The 19,599-nt window shown below is 73.0% G+C and carries 22 protein-coding genes; 9 read left to right on the forward strand and 13 right to left on the reverse strand.

All coding sequences use genetic code 11. From position 1 onward, the window contains the following. Positions 1 to 131 precede the first annotated feature (131 nt). The 6 genes from ACFY3J_RS14385 (at position 132) to ACFY3J_RS14410 (ending at position 5,593) form a co-directional block, all read left to right on the forward strand. A complete protein-coding gene (locus ACFY3J_RS14385; protein ID WP_390840959.1) occupies positions 132 to 2,123 on the forward strand; it encodes an Ig-like domain repeat protein in 1,992 nt (663 codons plus the stop codon). A gap of 83 nt (positions 2,124 to 2,206) precedes the next feature. Further along, positions 2,207 to 3,115, forward strand: coding sequence for a sortase (locus tag ACFY3J_RS14390; RefSeq protein ID WP_384183499.1), 909 nt, complete (start codon positions 2,207 to 2,209; stop codon positions 3,113 to 3,115). A gap of 38 nt (positions 3,116 to 3,153) precedes the next feature. Beyond that, on the forward strand, positions 3,154 to 4,026 hold the full coding sequence (pstB, locus tag ACFY3J_RS14395) for a phosphate ABC transporter ATP-binding protein PstB (protein ID WP_390840960.1): 873 nt from the start codon (positions 3,154 to 3,156) through the stop codon (positions 4,024 to 4,026). Between the two features lie 298 nt (positions 4,027 to 4,324). Then, complete coding sequence (locus ACFY3J_RS14400; protein ID WP_390840961.1) at positions 4,325 to 4,657, forward strand: DUF3147 family protein; 333 nt, start codon at positions 4,325 to 4,327, stop codon at positions 4,655 to 4,657. Positions 4,658 to 4,714: 57 nt separating this feature from the next. Further along, positions 4,715 to 4,978, forward strand: a complete 264-nt coding sequence (locus tag ACFY3J_RS14405) for a hypothetical protein (RefSeq protein ID WP_390840962.1) — start codon at positions 4,715 to 4,717, stop codon at positions 4,976 to 4,978. Positions 4,979 to 5,020: 42 nt separating this feature from the next. Then, a complete protein-coding gene (locus tag ACFY3J_RS14410) occupies positions 5,021 to 5,593 on the forward strand; it encodes a YceI family protein (RefSeq protein WP_384183488.1) in 573 nt (190 codons plus the stop codon). A 53-nt stretch (positions 5,594 to 5,646) separates the two neighbouring features. Here ACFY3J_RS14410 and ACFY3J_RS14415 read toward each other — a convergent pair whose 3' ends face one another. From ACFY3J_RS14415 to ACFY3J_RS14440, 6 genes are all read right to left on the reverse strand, one after another. Next, positions 5,647 to 6,591 (reverse strand): ThiF family adenylyltransferase, encoded by a 945-nt coding sequence (locus ACFY3J_RS14415; protein ID WP_390840963.1) that lies wholly within the window; start codon positions 6,589 to 6,591, stop codon positions 5,647 to 5,649. Further along, a complete protein-coding gene (locus tag ACFY3J_RS14420; protein WP_390840964.1) occupies positions 6,588 to 6,770 on the reverse strand; it encodes a hypothetical protein in 183 nt (60 codons plus the stop codon). The genes ACFY3J_RS14415 and ACFY3J_RS14420 overlap by 4 nt, the downstream gene beginning before the upstream one ends. 365 nt (positions 6,771 to 7,135) lie before the next feature. Continuing rightward, positions 7,136 to 7,639 (reverse strand): hypothetical protein, encoded by a 504-nt coding sequence (locus tag ACFY3J_RS14425; protein ID WP_384183480.1) that lies wholly within the window; start codon positions 7,637 to 7,639, stop codon positions 7,136 to 7,138. A gap of 31 nt (positions 7,640 to 7,670) precedes the next feature. Next, the gene (locus tag ACFY3J_RS14430; RefSeq protein WP_390840965.1) at positions 7,671 to 8,165 is read right to left on the reverse strand and encodes an SHOCT domain-containing protein; all 495 of its coding nucleotides are present in this window, start codon (positions 8,163 to 8,165) and stop codon (positions 7,671 to 7,673) included. A gap of 148 nt (positions 8,166 to 8,313) precedes the next feature. Continuing rightward, positions 8,314 to 9,672, reverse strand: coding sequence for a hypothetical protein (locus ACFY3J_RS14435; protein WP_390840966.1), 1,359 nt, complete (start codon positions 9,670 to 9,672; stop codon positions 8,314 to 8,316). Between the two features lie 134 nt (positions 9,673 to 9,806). Beyond that, entirely contained in the window at positions 9,807 to 10,469 is a 663-nt protein-coding gene (locus ACFY3J_RS14440; protein WP_384183472.1) for an HdeD family acid-resistance protein, read from the reverse strand. A gap of 201 nt (positions 10,470 to 10,670) precedes the next feature. Between ACFY3J_RS14440 and ACFY3J_RS14445 the strand changes: the two genes are divergently transcribed. Then, positions 10,671 to 11,261: a potassium channel family protein gene (locus ACFY3J_RS14445; RefSeq protein WP_390840967.1), complete on the forward strand. Its 591-nt coding sequence runs from the start codon at positions 10,671 to 10,673 to the stop codon at positions 11,259 to 11,261. Between the two features lies 1 nt (position 11,262). Here ACFY3J_RS14445 and ACFY3J_RS14450 read toward each other — a convergent pair whose 3' ends face one another. The 3 genes from ACFY3J_RS14450 to ACFY3J_RS14460 form a co-directional block, all read right to left on the reverse strand. Beyond that, positions 11,263 to 11,460, reverse strand: coding sequence for a hypothetical protein (locus ACFY3J_RS14450; protein ID WP_361414644.1), 198 nt, complete (start codon positions 11,458 to 11,460; stop codon positions 11,263 to 11,265). Between the two features lie 119 nt (positions 11,461 to 11,579). Beyond that, positions 11,580 to 12,062 (reverse strand): hypothetical protein, encoded by a 483-nt coding sequence (locus ACFY3J_RS14455; RefSeq protein WP_390840968.1) that lies wholly within the window; start codon positions 12,060 to 12,062, stop codon positions 11,580 to 11,582. Next, positions 12,059 to 14,725 carry a LuxR C-terminal-related transcriptional regulator gene (locus ACFY3J_RS14460; protein WP_390840969.1) on the reverse strand — a complete coding sequence of 889 codons (2,667 nt, stop codon included), beginning with the start codon at positions 14,723 to 14,725 and terminating at the stop codon, positions 12,059 to 12,061. The genes ACFY3J_RS14455 and ACFY3J_RS14460 overlap by 4 nt, the downstream gene beginning before the upstream one ends. A 189-nt stretch (positions 14,726 to 14,914) precedes the next feature. On the opposite strand from ACFY3J_RS14460, the gene ACFY3J_RS14465 reads away from it, so the two are divergent. Both ACFY3J_RS14465 and ACFY3J_RS14470 read left to right on the forward strand, forming a co-directional pair. Continuing rightward, positions 14,915 to 15,274 (forward strand): DUF779 domain-containing protein, encoded by a 360-nt coding sequence (locus ACFY3J_RS14465; protein ID WP_390840970.1) that lies wholly within the window; start codon positions 14,915 to 14,917, stop codon positions 15,272 to 15,274. A gap of 159 nt (positions 15,275 to 15,433) precedes the next feature. Then, positions 15,434 to 15,628 carry a hypothetical protein gene (locus ACFY3J_RS14470; protein ID WP_141363227.1) on the forward strand — a complete coding sequence of 65 codons (195 nt, stop codon included), beginning with the start codon at positions 15,434 to 15,436 and terminating at the stop codon, positions 15,626 to 15,628. A gap of 14 nt (positions 15,629 to 15,642) precedes the next feature. Here ACFY3J_RS14470 and ACFY3J_RS14475 read toward each other — a convergent pair whose 3' ends face one another. The 4 genes from ACFY3J_RS14475 to ACFY3J_RS14490 form a co-directional block, all read right to left on the reverse strand. Continuing rightward, entirely contained in the window at positions 15,643 to 16,758 is a 1,116-nt protein-coding gene (locus tag ACFY3J_RS14475; RefSeq protein ID WP_390840971.1) for an acyl-CoA dehydrogenase family protein, read from the reverse strand. Then, on the reverse strand, positions 16,755 to 17,936 hold the full coding sequence (locus tag ACFY3J_RS14480) for an acyl-CoA dehydrogenase family protein (RefSeq protein ID WP_390840972.1): 1,182 nt from the start codon (positions 17,934 to 17,936) through the stop codon (positions 16,755 to 16,757). The genes ACFY3J_RS14475 and ACFY3J_RS14480 overlap by 4 nt, the downstream gene beginning before the upstream one ends. After that, positions 17,933 to 18,910, reverse strand: a complete 978-nt coding sequence (locus ACFY3J_RS14485) for an NADPH:quinone oxidoreductase family protein (RefSeq protein WP_390840973.1) — start codon at positions 18,908 to 18,910, stop codon at positions 17,933 to 17,935. The genes ACFY3J_RS14480 and ACFY3J_RS14485 overlap by 4 nt, the downstream gene beginning before the upstream one ends. A gap of 92 nt (positions 18,911 to 19,002) precedes the next feature. Beyond that, complete coding sequence (locus ACFY3J_RS14490; RefSeq protein WP_390840974.1) at positions 19,003 to 19,587, reverse strand: helix-turn-helix domain-containing protein; 585 nt, start codon at positions 19,585 to 19,587, stop codon at positions 19,003 to 19,005. Positions 19,588 to 19,599 lie beyond the last annotated feature (12 nt).

A 19,599-nucleotide genomic window follows, 5' to 3' on the forward strand; every position in this document is an offset into this window, starting at 1 on the left:
GGGGCGGACGGTCCGCACCACCCTGCCAGATCCTCGGCGTGCTCTCGCCCGGCTCGACGCAGGGGACCCCCACGGCACCTCCCCCACACCCACCGCACAGCACATCCACGCACACCGTCAGGAGACTCTCGATGCGCAGAATGCGCTCTACGGCCGCGCTCGTCGCCGCCGCCGTGGTGGCCGGTGGCCTCGCTCTGGCGAGCCCGGCGTCCGCCGACCCCGCACCCGCCGGGACGTTCCGCCAGCTCGTCGGCGTGGGCTCCGACACCACGCAGGACGTGCTCAACGCCCTCGCCGGTGACGCCCCCGGCTACGCCGGCTCCGCCATCAAGTCGGCGGGCGGCGCGGGCATCGCCTCGTACGACGCGGTCGAGCCCGGCACCGGCTCCACCACCTCCAAGATCCAGACCCGCACGGGCGGGCCGTCCTTCCTGCGGCCCAACGGCTCCGGCAAGGGCCGTCTCGCGCTGACCATGTCGCTGACCGGCGACAAGTTCCCCGACAGCAGCGGTGCCGCCGTCAAGGGCCAGGTCGACTTCGCCCGCTCCTCCGGCGGCCCGAGCACCTCCGGCAGCGCGCTCACCTACATCCCCTTCGCCCGGGACGCCGTCGGCATCGCGGTGCGCGGCTCGGCCCTGGACACCCTGACGGTCGACCAGCTGCACGACATCTACGCGGGCAACCTCAAGCAGGTGAACGGCCAGACCGTTCACCCGTACATCCCGCAGAACGGCTCCGGCACCCGCGCCTTCTTCCTCGGCACGATCGGTCTCAACGACTCGACGATCGACCCCAAGATCCCGACCGTCCAGGAGAACCAGGCCAACGACGCCCTCACCGCCGACGGCGCGCTCGTCCCGTTCTCCGTGGGCAGCTGGATCGCCCAGATCAACGGGGTCGCCCCGGACCACAGCAAGACCGCTGCCGCCGCCGGGGCCCACCTCGCCTCGGTGCGGCTGCCCGGCGACACGGGCGTCACCAACCCGGTGACGACCGTCAACGGCCGGCTCGAGCCGGTCCGCGGCTACTACGAGAACGCCACCTTCGGCCGGGACGTCTACAACGTCGTGCCCAGCCGGGCGATCGACCCCACCAGCATCTTCTTCGACAAGGACCTCTACGACGTCTTTGTCACCGACAGCGGCCACACCGCCCAGATGGCCACCGACAACTCCCAGAAGGTCATCGCCGACTTCGGCTTCATGAACGAGCCGTACAACGGCTCGATCAACCCGGCCAAGCACGCCAAGTTCGGCGGTCTGGAGCAGTCGGGCATCGACCTCACGGCGCCCGCCGCGCCGGCCCTCAGGGCCACCGCCGACACCGGGAAGCTCGCGCTGACCTGGACCGCCCCGGCCGCCCCCGGCCTGCCGGTCACCGACTACCGCGTCACGCTGACCCGTGCGGACGGCACCGTCGCGGCGGCCAAGGACGTCCCGGCCACGACCACGTCGTACTCGTTCAGCGGTCTGGCCAGCGGCAAGTACACCGCCACGGTCGCCGCCGCCAACCTCAACGGCACCGGCGCCCCCGCCACCTGGACCGGTGACGTCAGCCTCAAGTCCGCGAGCACCACGAAGGCGACCGCCACGACGACCGCGTACGGCAAGGCGCCGAAGGTCGCCGTCACCGTCACCGGCTCGAACGGGACCGTCCCCGGCGGCAAGGTGACGGTGAAGGAGGGCTCCACCACCCTCGGTACCGGCACCCTCAACTCCTCCGGCAAGGTCACCGTCGGCCTGTCCAGCCACCTCAAGGTCGCGACCCACAAGCTGACCGTCTCCTACGGCGGCGACAGCAAGCTCAACGCGTCCTCGACGACGGTCTCGCTGAAGATCACCAAGGCGACCCCGTCGATCGCCGTCAGCCGGCCCTCCTCGGTCAGCCACAACACCCGCGCCAAGGTCACCGTGAAGGTCACCGCGACCGGCACCACGCCGACCGGCACCGTGCGCGTCTACAAGGGCTCCAAGGTGATCGCCACCGGCACGCTGAAGGCCGGCAAGGTGACCATTACCCTGCCGAAGCTGAGCCGCGGCAAGCACACCCTGCGCGCGTACTACGCGGGCTCCTCGACGGTGAACGCGAAGAACAGCGCGAACTTCACCATCAAGTCCACCTGACCCCGCTGCCGGGGAGGCCGCCGCGACGGCGGTCTCCCCGGCGGTACGTGACACCCCACAACCCATGAAGGAGGCGGGCCGCCGTGACGGTCGCCGTACAGACCACGCCCGCACCGGCCCTGCTCCGGACCCACGTCCGGAGCGTCCCGGCCGTCCGCCACATCGCCCGGGGCGCCCTGCTCAGCCTCGCCGCCCTGCTGCTCGGCGTCACCGCCCAACTGCTGTTCCTCAGCGGCGTCCAGGAACGGGCCGCCCAGCACACGGCGTACGACGCACTGCGCAACGCACTCGCCCTGGGCACGGCCCCGGTCTCCCAGACCGACCAGCAGGGCAGGCTGCTGGCGCCCGGTACGCCGGTCGCTCTGATCGACATCCCCTCCCTGCGCGTGCGTCAGGTGGTCCTCGAAGGGACCGACTCCGGCGTCATGACCGACGGCCCCGGTCACCGCCGCGACACCCCGATGCCCGGGCAGGCCGGCACCAGCGTGCTGATGGGGCGGGCGGCCGCCTACGGCGGCCCGTTCGAACGGCTGGCCGACCTCGCCGAGGGTGACAGGTTCACGGTGACGACCGGCCAGGGCGCGGCGAAGTACCAGGTCGTCGGCGTACGGCGGGCCGGAGACCCGGCGCCGGCCCCGTTGGCCTCCGGCCAGGGCCGTCTGGTGCTGGCCACGGCCACCGGCCCGAGCTACATGCCGGGCGGCATCCTGCGCGTCGACGCGGACCTCGTGTCCACGCCCTTCGAGACCCCGGCGGCCGTGATCAGGCCCGGCACGCTGCCGGAGTCCGAGCAGCCGCTGGCCCGCCCCTCCGGGGTGCCGTGGCCGCTGGTGATGTGGCTCCAGGCCCTGCTGGTCGCGGCCGTCGCCGCGGTATGGACCTGGCACCGCTGGGGCCGCCACCAGACGTGGATCGTCTTCGCCCCGGTCGTCGCCGTGCTGGGCCTCCAGGTCGCCACCCGGACCACCGAACTGCTGCCCAACCTGATGTGACCGCTTCCCGAGCCCAGCCGCGAACCGAGGTACCCGCCGTGACCGATGCCACCGACTCCCTGACCGACACGGTCGTCCTGCCCCCCGTCACCACCGTCACCACCGTCCCCGCCGCCACGGGCGGGCCGACAACCGCTCCCGCGACGCTCGAAGCCCGCGCGGTGTCGGCCTGGTTCGGCAGCCACCAGGTGCTGAGCCGGGTGTCGCTGACGATGCCCGCCGGCCAGGTCACCGCCCTGATCGGCCCCTCCGGCTGCGGCAAGTCGACGTTCCTGCGCACTCTCAACCGCATGCACGAACTGATCCCGGCGGCGGCCTTCGCGGGCGAGGTGCTCTTCGAGGGCGAGGACATCTACGCCCCCGAGCGCCGCCTGACCGACGCCCGGCGGCGCATCGGCATGGTCTTCCAGAAGCCCAACCCCTTCCCCGCGATGTCGATCTACGACAACGTGGTGGCGGGCCTGCGCCTGACGGGCACGCGCGCGAGCCGTCGGACGAAGGACGAACTGGTCGAGGAGTCCCTCACCCGCGCCGGCCTGTGGAAGGAGGTCAAGGACCGCCTCCGCCAGCCCGGCGGGGCGCTGTCGGGCGGTCAGCAGCAGCGCCTGTGCATCGCCCGCGCGCTGGCGGTACGTCCCCGGGTGCTGCTCATGGACGAACCGTGCTCGGCGCTCGACCCCACCTCCACGCGCCGGGTCGAGGAGACGATCCAGGAACTCGCCGGCCAGGTGACGGTCGTGATCGTCACCCACAACATGCAGCAGGCGGCCCGCGTCTCCGACCAGTGCGCCTTCTTCCTCGCCGAGCAGGGCACCCCCGGCGGCATCGTCGAGCACGGCCCGACCGACGACGTCTTCGGCACGCCGAAGGACCAGAGGACGGCGGACTACGTGGCGGGCCGGTTCGGCTGACCGGTCGCCCCCCGGGAGGCAGGGCGGCCGTCCCGGAGGGCCGCCGATTGCCCGCGTGCCGTCGATGTTCCGGCGCTCGCCCGGTTCGGAGCCGTGCGCGGGTCCGCGGCGGCCCTTGTCGTGTGGTTCGCGACAGCGGCCGCCATCGCCTTCGCGGTGGCGCCGTGAGGCGATCGGCGAGGCCCGCGGACGGCAGCGGAGAAGGCGCCGAGGACCCCGACCGGATGCGGGTGGACCTGTGGGCGGCCGCGCGCACGCCGCGCAAGGATCTGCTCCTCCGGTTCGGCTTCGCGCGGGCGTGTCACTCCTGGCGGCCGTCGTGTCACGGCTCTTCGGGTCGTTCGTCGGCGGCGTCTTCCTCGCTTTTCCCGCGGTCCTGCCGGCCGGCCTGACCCTGGTGGCCGAGGAGGAAGGGCTCATGAGCGCCCGCGACGACGCGCGTGGCGCCGCCCTGGGCACCCTGGGGCTCGTGGCGTTCGCCGCCGTCGCCACGGTTCTTCTCCGTCACCACTCGGCGTGGCTCGCGCTCGGGACCGCTACCGCGGCATGGGTCGTGGTTTCACTCGGCGCCTACGGGGTCGCGCGAGCGACAGGGGTCGGAGGCGACGAACGTTCCCCTGCGGACGGGTGAGGCCCCGCGCAGGTTTGGTCATGGAACCTGCGGCCACCCGGAGGAGAAGAGGTGGCCATGGTGAAGAAGGAGAACACCGCGGAGTCGCCAGGGTTCGCGAGAGTCACGGAGTGCTCGGGAGTCACGGACCAGGGACGAGGCCCGTGGGCCGGTGTCCTGGCCGAGGCCGGTGGAGGGGTCTACGCCCGGCTGCCGCAGGGCGAGCACCCGGTCACCCACGCCCACATCGACGCGCTCGGCGGCGTCGACCAGAAGGCGGTGTACGACGCCACGGTCGAAGCGGTCCTCTCCGCGGCCGCACACTCGTCCGGAAACGCCTGAGCCTCGTCGACTACAGTCGAAATTGTGGTATTGAGTGATGGAATGTACGGGTTCGGATCGCCCACCGGCCGACTGCTGATCAGGACCAGCCGCGCGGGGCTCGGGCGGAAGGCGGGGCACGACCTCACGCTCGAAGCGACCCGGTGGACCGGGGAGGCGGTGGTCGTCACGGGTGATCCCGGGAAGTCGTCGGTGACCGTGACGGTCGAGACGGGATCGTTGACGGTCCGGGAGGGGACCGGAGGGCTCAAGCCCCTCACCGACGCCGACAGGACGGAGATCAAACGCCTGCTGGAGGGCGAGGGACTGCTGCACACCGCACAGCACCCCGTCATCGCCTTCCGCACCACGAGCGTCACGGGAACGCCGGAGTCCTTCGAGATCACGGGGGACCTCACGATCAAGGGCCGGAGCCACCCGGTGACCGTGCACGGGGGCGGCGACGGGGACGGAATGGTGTGCGGCTGGGCCACCGTCACCCAGTCCACCTGGGGGATCAAGCCGTACAGCGCGTTCCTGGGCGCGCTGAAACTGGCCGACGACGTCCGGATCGAGTACGCGGTGACCGGGCTCGAACCGCTGCCCGGTCCCGGGCGGACCCCCGAGCAGTCATGACGGGCGACGAGCGCTCTCTCAGGGTCGAACGAGCGCTCTCCGGCGGCACCGGCCTACATGTGTCTGCCGTGGGCGACCGAGACGATGAACAGGACCACGATGCACAGCACGACGGCGGCGAAGACGGGCCAGGTGCGTCCCCCGTCCTCGCCGGGCCGCCCGCCCGTTCCCGCGGCGGCCAATGTCGGGGAGGAGGCCACATGGCGCCAGCCGTGGCAGGCCGCGCAGGGCCGGGACGGGAAGGGGACCCGGACGTTCCGGCTGCTCAGCCCCGTGGTGGGGAAGGTGGCCCGGACGCCGGGCGAGGTGGGCGTCAGTCCGTGCAGGTAGATGGCGGTGCGCTGATGATCGAGGATCGCCGAGCGGTCGTCGTCGGGGTGTGCCAGTGCGGTCACGACCTGGGCCGTGGCCAGGGCGACGAGCTGGATGTCCACCCGGGCACCGCGGGCCGCCTGGGTGTCGGCGGTCCCCTGCCGGAAGGCCACCGCGCACTCGTAACAGGGTGTGCGCCGGCCGGGGAGCACCCACAGGATCTCGCCGACCTCGGCGTCACGGATCCTGGGGTCCACCCAGACCGCCGGATACACCGCGGGCCTGCCCACCGCCAGGGCCACGCGGTTGACGTGGCGCTGGCACACGGCTGAGTCGGTCGCCGCCACCACCACGTCCGCGCCGCCCACCAACGACCGCTGCTCGTCCGCGGGCAGCGCGAGGAAGTCCGCGTGATCGCCGGTGGCGTCGCAGGACGGGAAGTCGCGACGGATCTTCGCAGCCAGTGCCAGGGCCTTGGGCTGTCCCAGGGCGGGGGCACCGAGTGGGTGGCGAATCAGGTTCTCCACCGCGAGCGTGTCGGGGTCGACCAGCCGGAGCGGGCTGAATCCGATCCGGGCGAGTTCCTCGGCGAGAAATCCGCCGACCGCTCCCGCGCCGACGATCAGCACCGCTCCCGTACGCCGGTGGTGGCGCGCCCAGACGCGGTCCTCGGGCGGAGCGGTCAATCGAAAGTCCAGCGAGCCACGCGAACCGGGCCCGGCCCGGTCTGCTCGTCGCGCCGGTCGGAATTCTCCTCCGGCTTCAGCTCCCCGGTGTCGGCATCGAGGAACCACTGACGCTCACTGGCGCGTTCCTGCTCCTCCGTCAGTTCGGCCTTCTGCAGGGTCTCCGGTGCTGTACCCACGAGAATCCCTCCCGCCTGGTCTCTTGAGTTTCCTGCCACGCCCTCTCCACGCTACGCGCCGGTACGGGCGCCGCATCCCGGGAGCGGACGGACCGGCAACCTACGGCCGGTCGGTGCCCCTTCCGGGCGGACGGATCCCCGTGGGGGCGCTCACTGGCCGAACAACCGCCAGGCCGGACCGGGATGCGGGCGCTCGCTGCGCGTACCGCCGCCAGGCCGGACCAGGATGCGGGCGCTCGCTGCGCGTACCGCCGCCAGGCCGGACCAGGATGCGGGCGTCCAAAGGCCCAACGTCTCCCGACGCGCGTCGGCGCGGCCCGGGCGTTGGGCTCGCCCGGGCCGCGCGGGCCTGCTCGCCCGGCCCCTCACGGGTTGCGGGGTGGGGCGGTTCCGGTGGTGGAGGAAGGAGTGGAGGAGGTGGAGGAGGTGGAGGACGCGGTGGTGGTGGGAGAGGCCGGGTACTCCTCGGGCCGCAGCACGCACAGGGCCCAGATGATGAACCCGGAGAACGCGATCATCACGACCGCCCAGACCGGGTAGTACGGCAGGGACAGGAAGTTGGCGAGGATGATCAGCCCGGCGATCGCCACACCGGCCACGCGCGCCCACATCGCCGTCTGGAACAGCCCGATGCTGACGATCACGGCGAGCACCCCGAGGACGAGGTGGATCCAGCCCCAGCCGGTGAGGTCGTACTGGAAGACGTAGTTGCGCGTGGTGACGAAGACGTCGTCCTGGGCGATGCCCATGATCCCGCGGAAGATGTCGAGCACTCCGGCGATCATCAGCATGACGGCGGCGAAGGCCGTCAGGCCGGTGGCCCATGCTTGCTTCGCCGGATGCGGCCGTGCGGTGTGGGTCGCGGTCATCTTCTCCCTCGTTTCGTCTCGTCCGGCGTGGTCATCGACGGCCGGGAGTGGAGCTGTCGGGGCTCTCGGGGGTGGAGGTCACGGAGGTGGCGCGGCCCTCGGGGGCGCCACCGGTCAGGATCATCTCCTTGGCCCGGGCGAACTCCTCGTCGGTGATGTCTCCACGGGCGCGCAGGTCGGACAGCCGGGCGAGTTCGTCGACCTTGGACCCGCCCCCGCCGCCGGCCGCGGTCTGCCGGATGTAGGCGTTGAACGCCTCCTGCTGCTCCCGCGCCTGTGCGATCTCCCGGCGGCCCATGCTCTTGCCGCGGGCGATGACGTAGACGAGGACGCCGAGGAACGGCAGCACGATGCAGAACACCAGCCACCCGGCCTTGGCCCAGCCGTTCAGGCCGTCGTCGCGGAAGATGTCGAGGATGACCCGGAAGAGCAGGACGAACCACATGATCCACAGGAAGAACCACAGCATCGTCCAGAAGGCGCTCAGCAGCGGGTAGTCGTACGCGAGGTTCATCTGCGTGCTCATTTCTCTTCTTTGTTCCGGGTCTGTGCCCGGGTGCGCTGTCCGACCTCTGTCAGCGTGCGCACGGCAAAGCCCGGGCGCCTCACCCGATGCGGGTGACCGTGCGGCGCCGCCGCGGTCCCGCGCCCGCGCGGCCCCGGGGTTCGGGGGCTCACGACGTCGCGGGACGTACGCCGCCGGATCCCGCGGACTCGGCGGGACCCGTGGCGGAGGCGAGGACGGCCAGGAGGATCAGAACGGCGAGGACGACGCACAGAACGAGTGCGACGACCGCGACCGTGGGGTGGTTCCAGAGCACCAGGGCGAGCGCCCCGGCCGCGATGACGACGCCGGTGGTCCACTTCCGGTGGGCGTCCAGCCAGTGTCCGGCCGTGCCGGTGTGCACTCCGGCGCGGCCGAGCGCCTCGCCCGCGGCGGTGGTACTCCGCCCGGCCAGCGTCCGCACCCCGCGAGCCGCGCGTCCTGGGCCGTACAGGTAGGCGGCCAGCGCCGTGATCACGGCGACGACCAGGAGGGTGCGCGCGCTGTCGCGGAGGAACCTCACCAGGGTGTCGTAGATGACCGCGGCGGCGTCGGGGGGCAGTGTGGTCGGCGGGACGGAGCCGAGGTAGACCCGGCGGGCCACGGCCAGGGCGATGAGCAGGACGATCATCATCACGCCCACGCCGATGGCCGTGACCTGCAACGTCAGTCGGTGCGACGGAGCCGTCCACACGGTCAGCGCGGCGAGCACGATGGTCACGACGGGCAGCCAGACCCCGACGATGTCGAGCAGCCGCATGGCGTCCTGGGCCTTGCTCAGCTTCTCGGTCCTGAACAGGGTGATCGAACGGTCGGGTGCCGGTATGACCGAGGCCTTCCGGAAGCCGGCCTTCTCCAGCTCGTGCTTGACCTGGTCGACGACGACCCCGATGTCCAGTTGCACGGTGTCGCCCTGCGCCCGTACGGCGCCCTTCTGGTTTCCGGTGAGGACGTTCATCAGCGCCGTCTGCGCCCGCCGGTTGGCGGTCACCCAGACCTCTTCGAAGACGTCGCTGGTGATGACGCGCTTGACGACGCGGTGCACCACGTCGGTGACGGCGCCGCGCAGCGGGCCGGTCAGCACGGTGGAGTTGTCGACGACGCGCGGCGGGGCCCCGGACTTCCTGAGGGCGTCGGTCAGCGCCGCGGTCACCGCGTTCAGGTCGATGTTGTCCACGACTCGTTTGGTCAGCCGGTCGATCACGGCGTTCTGCACGGCCGGTTCGTGGGCCAGGGGTGTGACGGTCTGGACGTAGCGGTCGGTGTCGCCGACCGTGTCGTGCACCCAGGCCGCGACGACGGCCAGGGGGGCGAACACCAGCGTCACCACGAGCAGGATCGTGGCGCCCGCCCGGCGCAGCCTCCGGTGCTTGACCGCGGCGGCCCGGCGCAGCCGTTCGTACTCGGCGTACTCCGCGGGGGTCAGGGAGCGCCGGGGCTCCCCGGCGCCGCCAGGGGCCGGCGGGACGGGGGCGTCGGCGGGGGCCATGGATCCTCCTTGGTCGTCGCGTGCGGGGCAGTGCGCCACACGGCGTGAACCGCCGGGACGGGGGCCGGCCGGCCGAGGGCAGGACGGCGGGCGTGCGGCCCCTGACCGGCCCTGCGGGCGGCGTACGAGGGGGCTCAGACCGTCGCCGCGGGCCCCGACGGGGTCCCCGTGGCGGCCCTGCGCAGTGCCGACCGCCAGGCGAAGGCGACGCCCAGTTCGACCAGGCCGAGCAGCACCAGCCACAGGCCGAGCAGCCGGGTCAGCACCAGGGCCGACTGCGTGGGCAGCGCCAGCACCACGATGCCCGCGACGATGCCGAGCGCCGCCGCGCCGAGGACGACGCCGCGGTGGGGCAGGCTCCGGAAGGCGAGCGCCGTGTAGGCGGTGAGCATGCCGGACAGCAGCCAGACGATCCCGACGATCAGCGAGAGCGCGGTGATCGTCTGCAACGGGTGCCTCAGGCACAGCACCCCGGCGAGGACGAACAGCACCGCGACCAGCAGCCGCGGCAGGCGCTCGCCGTGCTCCTCCCGGGAGAACGCGGCGACGAACCGGAACGCGCCGGTCACGAGCAGGTACAACCCGATCACGATCGCCAGGACGTGCAGGGTCGCGTTCGGCCAGGCGAGCACGATGATCCCCGGCACCAGCGTCGCCAGCGCCGAACCCAGGAGCCAGGACCACGAACTGCCGAGGCCCGCCAGCATGTCGGCGGGGTCGCCGTCCGGGTGGGGGCCCGTCCCGCCGGGCCTGTGCTCCGCTCCGGCATGCGATGCCGAACCACGCGACATGGTCATGGCTCCTCCTCGCGGGGATCGGTTGCAGGTCGCTGCCGGACCGCCGACGGGACGGTGTGCGGGGACCCGTACGCCAGCGTCCCGCGGGGCGGAGTCCCACGGGTCACCCATGGGGGGTGATCCGTGCCCCGCGTCGCCGCGTTGATCTGGATGCGGACCTGCGCGCGCGTTTCCCGGACAGCGGAACCGGAGGGACACGAGATGAGCGACTCGGCAGCTCCTCGCACCCCGAACACCGCGGGGAGGCGCCCGCCGCGGCGGGACCGGGAGCAGCGTGTGCCCCGGTCGGCGGCCGCCATGGTGCTCGCTCGCTCGGTGTTCGTCACGGCCGGTCTGGTGACGGCGTACTACCTGCTGCCCCTGGACGGCCGGGCCTCGCCCACGACGGCGGTCCTGCTCGGGCTGGGGCTGCTCGGTGTCGCCCTGTTCTTCGGGTGGGAGGTGTGGGCCATCGCCCGCTCGCCCTACCCCCGGCTGAAGGCCGTGGAAGCGCTGGCGATCACGCTTCCGCTGTTCCTGCTGCTGTTCGCCGGCGCCTACTACCTCCTGGACCACTCCGATCCGAGCTCCTTCACCGAGCCGCTGACCAGGACGGACGCCCTGTACTTCGCGCTGACCACGTTCACCACCGTCGGGTACGGCGACATCACGGCGCGGTCGCAGACCGGGCGGGTGCTGGCCATGCTCCAGATGGCCGGCGGGCTGCTGCTCGTGGGTGTCGCGGCGCGCGTGCTGACGGGTGCCATCCAGGCGGGTCTGCGCCAGCAGCACCGTGACCGGCCGCCCGGGTAGCTCACTCCGGGACGCGGCGCATCTCCAGGACCCGCAGGCCCAGTGACTGGCAGCGGGCGAGCAGCCCGTACAGATGCGCCTCGTCCACGACGGGTCCGAACAGGACGGTCTGACCGGACATCACCACGTGGTCCAGCTCCGGGAATGCCTTGGTCAGCGTCTCCGACATGTGCCCGTCGACGCGGATCTCGTAGCGCATCAGCCGCTCCCACGGTGGCCTGGGGACGGGCGTACCACTCCCCGTGTCCGAGGGTCCGCCCGGCCCGGCCGCCGGGCCTCACCCGGCGCAGGTGATACGGCAGGCGAGTGTGTCCCGGGTCAGTGGGTGAGGACGACCTCGAACACGAGGATCAGCGGCCCGATCACCAGGTTGACCGCCGCCGTGCCCGCGACCAGGCCCCCAAAGGCGCCGGCCCGGCGCGCCGCGGCCGCCGGCCAGCCCACCTGACCGGCCACGGCCACGGCGAGCGCCGGCCACAGCCCGCCCGACAGCTCCAGGCCGAACAGCGGGCTGACGGCCGGCGCGAGAGCCGACGGCAGGGCCGCCTCGGCGATCGGCCACTCGTCGCGGCACACGTGCAGGACGGTGCCGCGGTCCAGGTGGCGCTGGGCCGGGCGGGCGCCGAACAGCCGGGCGTGCACGTGCCCGAGCCAGAACACCACGCCGGTGAGCAGCAGCAACAGCGCCAGTCGCAGGCGCGGGAAGGATTCCGGCACGCCGGCGCCGACCACGACGGAGGCGGCGAGCACGGACCCGAACACCCCGCCGGTGCAGTCGGTGCGGGCCCGTCGCGGGCTCACAGCAGGCGCAGTTCGCGGGCCCGGTGCACCGCTTCGTTGCGCCGGTTGACCCCGAGCTTGCGGTACACGCTCTTGAGGTGGGTCTTCACGGTGTTGACCGATACGAACAGGTCCGCGGCGATCTCCTCGGTCGTCATCATCAGCGCGACCCGCTGGAGCACGTCCCGCTCCCGGCCGCTGAGCCGGTCGACGACCAGGGCGGCCGGGCGGCCCGTCCCCGGATCGGTCCCGGACGGGGGACCCGGGCGGGCCGGCGGCCCGGGGAACGCGTCCGTGTCCAGCAGGCGGCGCAGCCACGGTCCGGCCTCGTGGAAGGGGCGCCACAGCCGCTCGTTGCGGGCCTCCAGCAGCGCGCGGGTCGCCAGCCGGCGCGCGGTGGCGTGGTCGCCCTGCCGGCCGGTGGCCTCGGCACGCACGAGCAGGGCCCGGACCGTGACGGCGGGACCGCTGCGCGGCCCGGCGGGAAGGGCGTCGAGCAGGTCCAGGGCGGTGCCCGGGTCACCCGCGGCCAGGTGGGCGCGGGCGGCCGCCACCGTGCAGGCGGCGTCGGTGCCCACGGCGTCCTCCAGCACCTTCACGGCCAGCTCGGGGCGGCCCTCGGCGAGGTGGGCGGCGGAGACGACGAGCGCGGTGTGGGCTTCGGCCCAGGGTGAGGCCACGGCGGCGGGGACGGCCGACTCGGCGGTCTCCAGGGCGGCCCTGGCCTCTCCGCGGGCCAGTTGGAGCCGTGCCCGCGCGATGATCAGGCCGGCGGCCGCCACGGGATCCCACGGCACCGGCTGCGGGGCCGTCGCCCGGTCCAGCAGGGCCTGGGCCTCCTCCAGTTCGTCACGGTCGACGGCCACCGCGGCCAGCACCAGGCGGCCGAGTCCGGAGCCGGTCGGCTCGGCCAGGCTGAACCGTTCCGCGTCGGCGAGCGCCGCCAGGACCTTGCGTTCCGCGCGCGTGGGCCAGCCGGTCAGGTAGTCGATGAGCGCGAGCTGGCTCAGGGATTCCTCCCGGGGCAGCGCGGTGGCCCCGTCGGAGCCGGCCGCCGCGGCGGACAGCGCGGCCCTGGCGTCCTCGAAGCGTCCCGCCCACAGGCGGGCTGCGCCCAGGTGGGTCTGGAGCAGGGCGGCGAGTTCGGGGTGCTTGTCCAGGAGTTCGGCGGGGAGGTCCTGTTGCAGCTCCCGCGCCGTCCGGGCGGCGTGTTCGGCCCGGCCCGGGGCGCCGGTCAGCCGGGCGGCGAGGGTGTCCAGGAGGGCGAAGCTGAGCCGGGCCGCCGCCATGTCGGCACCGGCGCGGGCCAGTTCCCGGCGGGCGTGCTCCAGGTGCGGGCGGGCGTGGCCGAGGTCGCCGTCGGACAGCTCGCGCGCCGCGCGGACGAGGTCGGCCTCGGGGCCGGCGGTCTCGGGGGTCATCCGCGAGAACAACTCGCCCAGGTCCCCGGAGCGCAGGCCGGTGAAGAACTCCCCGATCGCGAGGTCGTCCACCAGGGCGCGGGCGGTGAACCGCCAGTCGCCGGCCGCGGCGCCGTGGGCGAGCGTCTCGGGCAGCGGCCCGGTGTGCCGCAGCCACTCGGCGGCCCTGCGGTGCAGTTCGGTCTCCAGGCTGGGGAACCGCACCCGCAGGTGCGCCGCGAGGATCTCCGCGAAGAGCGGGTGGAGGCGGTACCAGGAGTGGCCGAGGTGCTCCACGAACGCGTTCGCCCGGTGCAGCTCGGCCAGGATGGGTTCGGCGTCCCGGCGCCCGGCGAGCGCGTTGGCCAGGTCGGGGCAGAAGCGGTCCAGGACGCTGACCCGCAGCAGCAGGTCCTGGGTCGGGGCCGGCTGTCTTTTGAGCACCTCGGCCAGCAGGAAGTCGGCGATCGTGCTCTGCCCGGCCTCGAACTCCTTGAGGTAGGTCTCCGGGTCGCTGCTCTGCTGCGCGGCCAGGGCGCACAGTCGCAGGCCCGCCGCCCAGCCCCGGGTGCGCTCGACGAGCGCGCGGGCCGCGTCGCCGCCGAGTCGCAGTCCGTGCAGTTCCAGCAGGGTTCCCGCCTCTTCCGCGGTGAAGGCCAGTTCCGCGTCCCTGATCTCGGTCAGGGTGCCGTCCGCGCGGTAGCGGTGCAGGGGCAGCGTCGGTTCGGTGCGGGTGACGAGGACCAGGTGCATGCCCTGTCCGGCGTGGTGCAGGACGAAACCGAGCTGATCGGCGATCTCCGGTGCGGTCACCCGGTCGTACTCGTCGAGGATGACCATCACGGGCCGGTCGCGGCCGTTCAGCCGCGCGGCGAGCCGGGCGAGCAGGCCGTGGTCGACCACGGCGGCCTCGGCCGGGCAGCCGACGTCGCGGATCTCCTGCGCCCCACAGGCGCGCAGAGCCTCCAGCAGGTAGGCCCAGAAGACGCCGGGTGCCTGGTCGGTGGCGTCCGCGGTGAGCCAGGCCACCGGCCGTTCCAGATGGGCGGCCCAGTCGGCGACCAGCAGCGTCTTGCCCGCACCCGCGCCGCCGTTGACCATGGTCAGCGGTGTGGTCAGTGCCTGGTCCAGGTGATCGAGCAGGCGCCGCCGGCGCAGGAACGTGGCCGGCGGTACCGGCACGGCGAACCGGGTACGCAGGAACGGGTCCCCCAGAGGATCAAGGCCCGCGGCCGTCGGCCCGGAACTGTTGTCGCCGCATTCGGACACCGCGCTCACCACCACCGGTCATGTCATGGGCAGCGCTTCTCCCGCTCAGGATCTCAGTGATCGCCCGTACGCGCGCGTCGCGAGGGGCACGGCGGCCCGACGGCGTACGGCAGGCCCCGGGAACGCGTGCCGTGCAACCTTGTCGCAACCTCCGTGCTGCTTGTCTGGGTCCGGCTTCTTCTTCGGCGGCGAAGGACGGCGACGATGTACGAGGAGATCCCGCGTGTGGAGTTCACGCCCGCGGCGGCCGGGCTGGTGCGGCGGCTGAGCGAGGCGCACGGGCCGCTGATGTTCCACCAGTCGGGCGGCTGCTGCGACGGAAGCGCGCCGATGTGCTACCCGGACGGCGAGTTCCGTACCGGGGGCTCGGACGTGCTGCTCGCGGAGCTGGAGGTCGAGGGGGTGGACCCGCCGGTGCCGTTCTGGATGTCGCGCAGCCAGTACGAGGTGTGGAGCCACACCCGGCTCATCGTCGACGTGGTGCCCGGACGGGGCAGCGGTTTCTCCCTGGAGGCACCCGAGGGAGTGCGTTTCCTCATCCGCTCCCGTGTCATCGAGGCCTGAGCCCCGCACCGGACATCACGCTCCGGAACGCGCGGCGCGGTTCCGGGACGACGGCAGAACCACTCGTTCGGAGGACACGTCTCCCGCACGGCCTGACCCTCCGCTACGCCACACTTGCGGCCGAAAGCCGCGAAGTGGGCGTGGCGGAGGAGGACGACGATGGCCATTTCCATCTCTGTGGTGCTGCTGCTTCTGCTCCTTGCGGTGATCTTCGTGCGCAACTGCGCGCTGAAGTTCTCGCACGCACTGGTCTGCGTCCTGCTCGGCTTCTTCCTGGCGGGTACGAGCATGGCGCCCACCATTCACGAGGGTCTGATGGCCACGGCGCAGATCGTCGGCAGCCTGCATCCCTGACGCCCGGCGGGACGTCAGGGCGCTTCGAGGCCGACCAGTCGGGCCAGCGCCTCGCGGTGGGCGCCCGCGGTGCCGTACGCGATCGAGTCCGCCTTGGCCCGCTTCAGGTACAGGTGGACCGGGTGCTCCCAGGTCATGCCGATGCCGCCGTGCAGTTGCAGCGCCTCCTCGGCCGCATGGACGGCGACGGGCGCCGCGTGGGCCTGGGCGACGGCGACCGCCACGTCGGCGTCCTCCTCCCTGGCGAGCGCGTCGGCCGCGGACCGGGCGGCGGCGCGGAGTCCGGCGACCTCCAGCCACACCTGGGCGAGCCGGTGCTTGAGCGCCTGGAAGCCGCCGACCGGCCGGTTGAACTGCGTGCGCTCCTTCAGGTAGCGCACGGTCTCGGCCAACGTCAGGTGGGCGAGGCCGAGTTGTTCGGAGGCGAGCAGTCCGGCGCCGGCCCGCAGCGCCCGGTGCACGGCGGGCCCGGCGTCGCCCAGCCGGCGGCCCCGTACGGCGTCGAAGGAGACGGTCGCGAGCGGCCGGGTCAGGTCCAGCGACACCTGCGGGGTGATGGTGACGTCGTCCGCGTCGACCGCGTGGAGCGCGCCGTCCTCCGCGGGCACGAGCAGCACATCGGCGACCGCGGCGTCCGCGATGCCGGTCAACTCCCCGTGCAGCAGACCGGATTCCAGTCCTACGGTCCTGAAGGCACCCGGCGCGGTGTGCAGCCCGACCGCGAGGGCGCCGATCGCACGACCGGACGCCAGGCGGGACAGCAGCCCGGCGCAGTCGTCGCCCGCGCAGGCCAGCAGCGCCTCGGTGGCGACCACGGCGCTGGTGAGGTACGGGACGGGAGCCACCGCGCGGCCCAACTCCTCCAGGACGACCGCCGCTTCGCGGTGAGTGGCGCCCTGGCCGCCGTGTTCCTCGGGCACCAGCAGACCGGCCAGGCCCATGCCGTCGGCGAGCGTCTTCCACAGTGCCAGGTCGTGCGGGGCGTCCGTCTCGGCGCGCGCGATCACGTCCGCCGGGGCGCAGTGGTCGGTGAGCAGATCCCGGACGGCGGCGCGCAGCGCCTCTTCCTCCTCCGAGTACAGCAGGTCGGGTTCGGCACTCGTGGTGCTCATCGGGGTCATCGCGCTCATCGGGCGAGGTCCTTCCAGGCGACGTCCTTGTCGGTGCGGGGCTCGGCGGGCAGTCCGAGGACGCGCTCGGCGACGATGTTCAGCAGGACCTCGCTGGTCCCGCCCTCGATGCTGTTGCCCTTGGCGCGCAGATAGCGGTAGCCGGCGTCGCGGCCGGTGAAGTCGACCAGTTCGGGACGGCGCATGCTCCAGTCGTCGTACAACAGCCCCTCTTCACCACGGAGTTCGACCTCCAGGCCGCTGATCTCCTGGTTGAGGCGGGCGAAGGCGAGCTTCATGCCGGAGCCCTCGGGGCCGGGCTGGCCCGCGGCCAGTTGCTGACGCAGCCGCTCGCCGGTCAGGCGGGCGACCTCGGCCTCCACCCACAGTTTCAGCAGCCGATGGTGCAGGTCGTGGGTGCGCAGCTCCGGGCGCTCGCGCCAGGTCCTCGCGACCGGGCCGATCATGCCGCCCTCGCGGGGCAGCCGCATACCGCCGATGGACACGCGCTCGTTCATGAGCGTGGTCCGGGCGACCCGCCAGCCGTCGCCGACGTCGCCGAGACGGTGGGAGTCGGGGATGCGCACGCCCGTCAGGAAGACCTCGTTGAACTCGGCCTCTCCGGTGACCTGGCGCAGCGGCCGCACCTCGACGCCGGGGTCGGTCATGTCGCAGAGGAAGTAGGTGATGCCCTGGTGCTTGGGCAGGTCGGGGTCGGTGCGGGCGATGAGGATGGCCCAGCGGGCGAGGTGGGCGCTGGAGGTCCACACCTTCTGGCCGCTGACCACCCAGGTGTCGCCGTCGCGGACCGCCCGGGTGCCGAGGGCGGCCAGGTCGGATCCGGCGCCCGGTTCGCTGAACAGCTGGCACCAGACCTCCTCCCCGGTCCACAGCGGCCTGAGGAAGCGCCGCTTCTGCTCCTCGGTGCCGTGGCGCAGGATGGTCGGCGCGGCCATGCCGAGGCCGATGCCGATGCGCCGCGGGTCGTTGTCCGGGGCGCCCGCCGCCGCCAACTCGGCGTCCACGACGGTCTGGAGAGAGCGGGCGGCGCCGAGCCCGCCGAGGCCTCGCGGGTAGTGCACCCAGGCGAGCCCGGCGTCGAAGCGGGCCCTGAGGAAGTCGAGCGTGCCGGTGGTGGCCGGTGGGTGCGCGGCCAGCAACTCGCCAGTGCGGCGGCGCAGTTCCTCGGCATCGGTCATGCGGCGGCTCCGTTCTCCAGGTCGGGCACCACGGCGACGCGGCCTGTGGTGGCTCCGTCGGCGACCCGCTGGACGGCGGCCGCGGCCCCGCCCAGCGGCACCCGCTCGCTCACCAGCGGCTTGATCGCGCCCCGGGCGGCGAGGTCGGTGAGCTGCTCGTGGCAGCGCCGGACCAGCTCGGGGTTCTTGGTGTTGTACAGGCCCCAGTGCAGGCCCACGATCGAGTAGTTCTTGACGAGTGCGTGGTTCAGCGCCGGGCTGGGGATGGTCCCCCCGGCGAAGCCGACGACCAGGATCCGGCCCTCGAAGGCGACGGCCTTGGCGGACTGGGCGTAGGCCGTGCCGCCGACCGGGTCGTAGACCACGTCCGCGCCCCGGCCACCGGTGGCCTCCTTCACGGCGGCGACGACGTCCTCCGTGTGCCGGTCGATCACCACGTCGCAGCCCAGCTCGCGGGCCACGGCGGCCTTCCCGGCACCGCCGGCGACACCGATGACCCGGGCGCCGGCCGCCTTGCCGAGCTGCACGGCCGCGCTGCCGACGCCTCCGGCGGCGGCGTGTACGAGCAGGGTCTCGCCGGCCTCCAGGCGGGCCCGGCGGTGCAGGCCGAACCAGCCCGTCTGGTAGCCGATGTGCAGGGCGGCCGCCTCGGCGTCGTCCAGCGCGTCGGGGGCGGGCAGTACGGCGTCGGTGGCGGCGACGGCGTACTCGGCGAAACCGCCGTACGGCAGCTCCGGGTTGGCGATCACCCGGCGGCCGTCCTCCGTCTCGCCGCAGATCTCCACGCCCGGGGTGAAGGGCAGCGGCGGCCTGACCTGGTACTGGCCGCGGCACAGCAGCGCGTCCGGGAAGTTGATGTTGGCGGCACGCACCTTGAGCAGGATCCGGCCCTCGCCCGGGACGGGCGGCTCGGTCTCCTCCAGGCGCATCACCTTGCCCGGCTCACCGTTGTCGTGCACTCGCCATGCCTGCATGCGCCGCCTCCAAGGGGGACCACGTCGTCGCGTCGTCTGACCGGGTCGATCGCATACTAAGCAGTCGCTTGCCCATCGGGGAACACCCGTGGTCAGCCGTCCTCGCCACCGCGGGACGGCCGCGCCCGTACGTGCATGCGCTCGCCCTGCGGCCCGAACAGGCTCAGGAACTCCACCGGCCCCTCCCCCGTCGACCCGAACCAGTGCGGCACGCGCGTGTCGAACTCCGCCGCCTCACCGGCCGTGAGCACCACGTCGTGCCCGCCGAGCACCAGCCGCAGCTTGCCGGACAGCACGTACAGCCACTCGTAGCCCTCGTGCGTCCGAGGGTCCGGTTCGAGCCTGCGCCGCGGTTCCAGCACCTTGAACGCCTGTAGGCCGCCCGGCTGCCGGGTCAGCGGCCAGTGGGTGCGGCCGCCGCGCACGATCGGCTCGGCCCGTACCCGCGGATCGCGCACCGGAGGGGCTCCGACCAGTTCGTCCAGCGGCATCCGATGGGCCTGGGCGATCGGCAGCAGCAGCTCCAGACTGGGCTTGCGCAGGCCCGACTCCAGGCGCGACAGGGTGCTGACGGAGACCCCGGTCGCCTCCGCGAGGGCGGCGAGGGTGACCTCCCGTTCCTTGCGTATCCGGCGCAGCCGGGGGCCCACGTCGGCCAGAACGTCCTCGATGCTCATGCCTCGATACTG

Origin of the sequence: Streptomyces sp. NPDC001231, assembly GCF_042896885.1 — a bacterium.
Classification (GTDB): Bacteria; Actinomycetota; Actinomycetes; order Streptomycetales; family Streptomycetaceae; genus Streptomyces.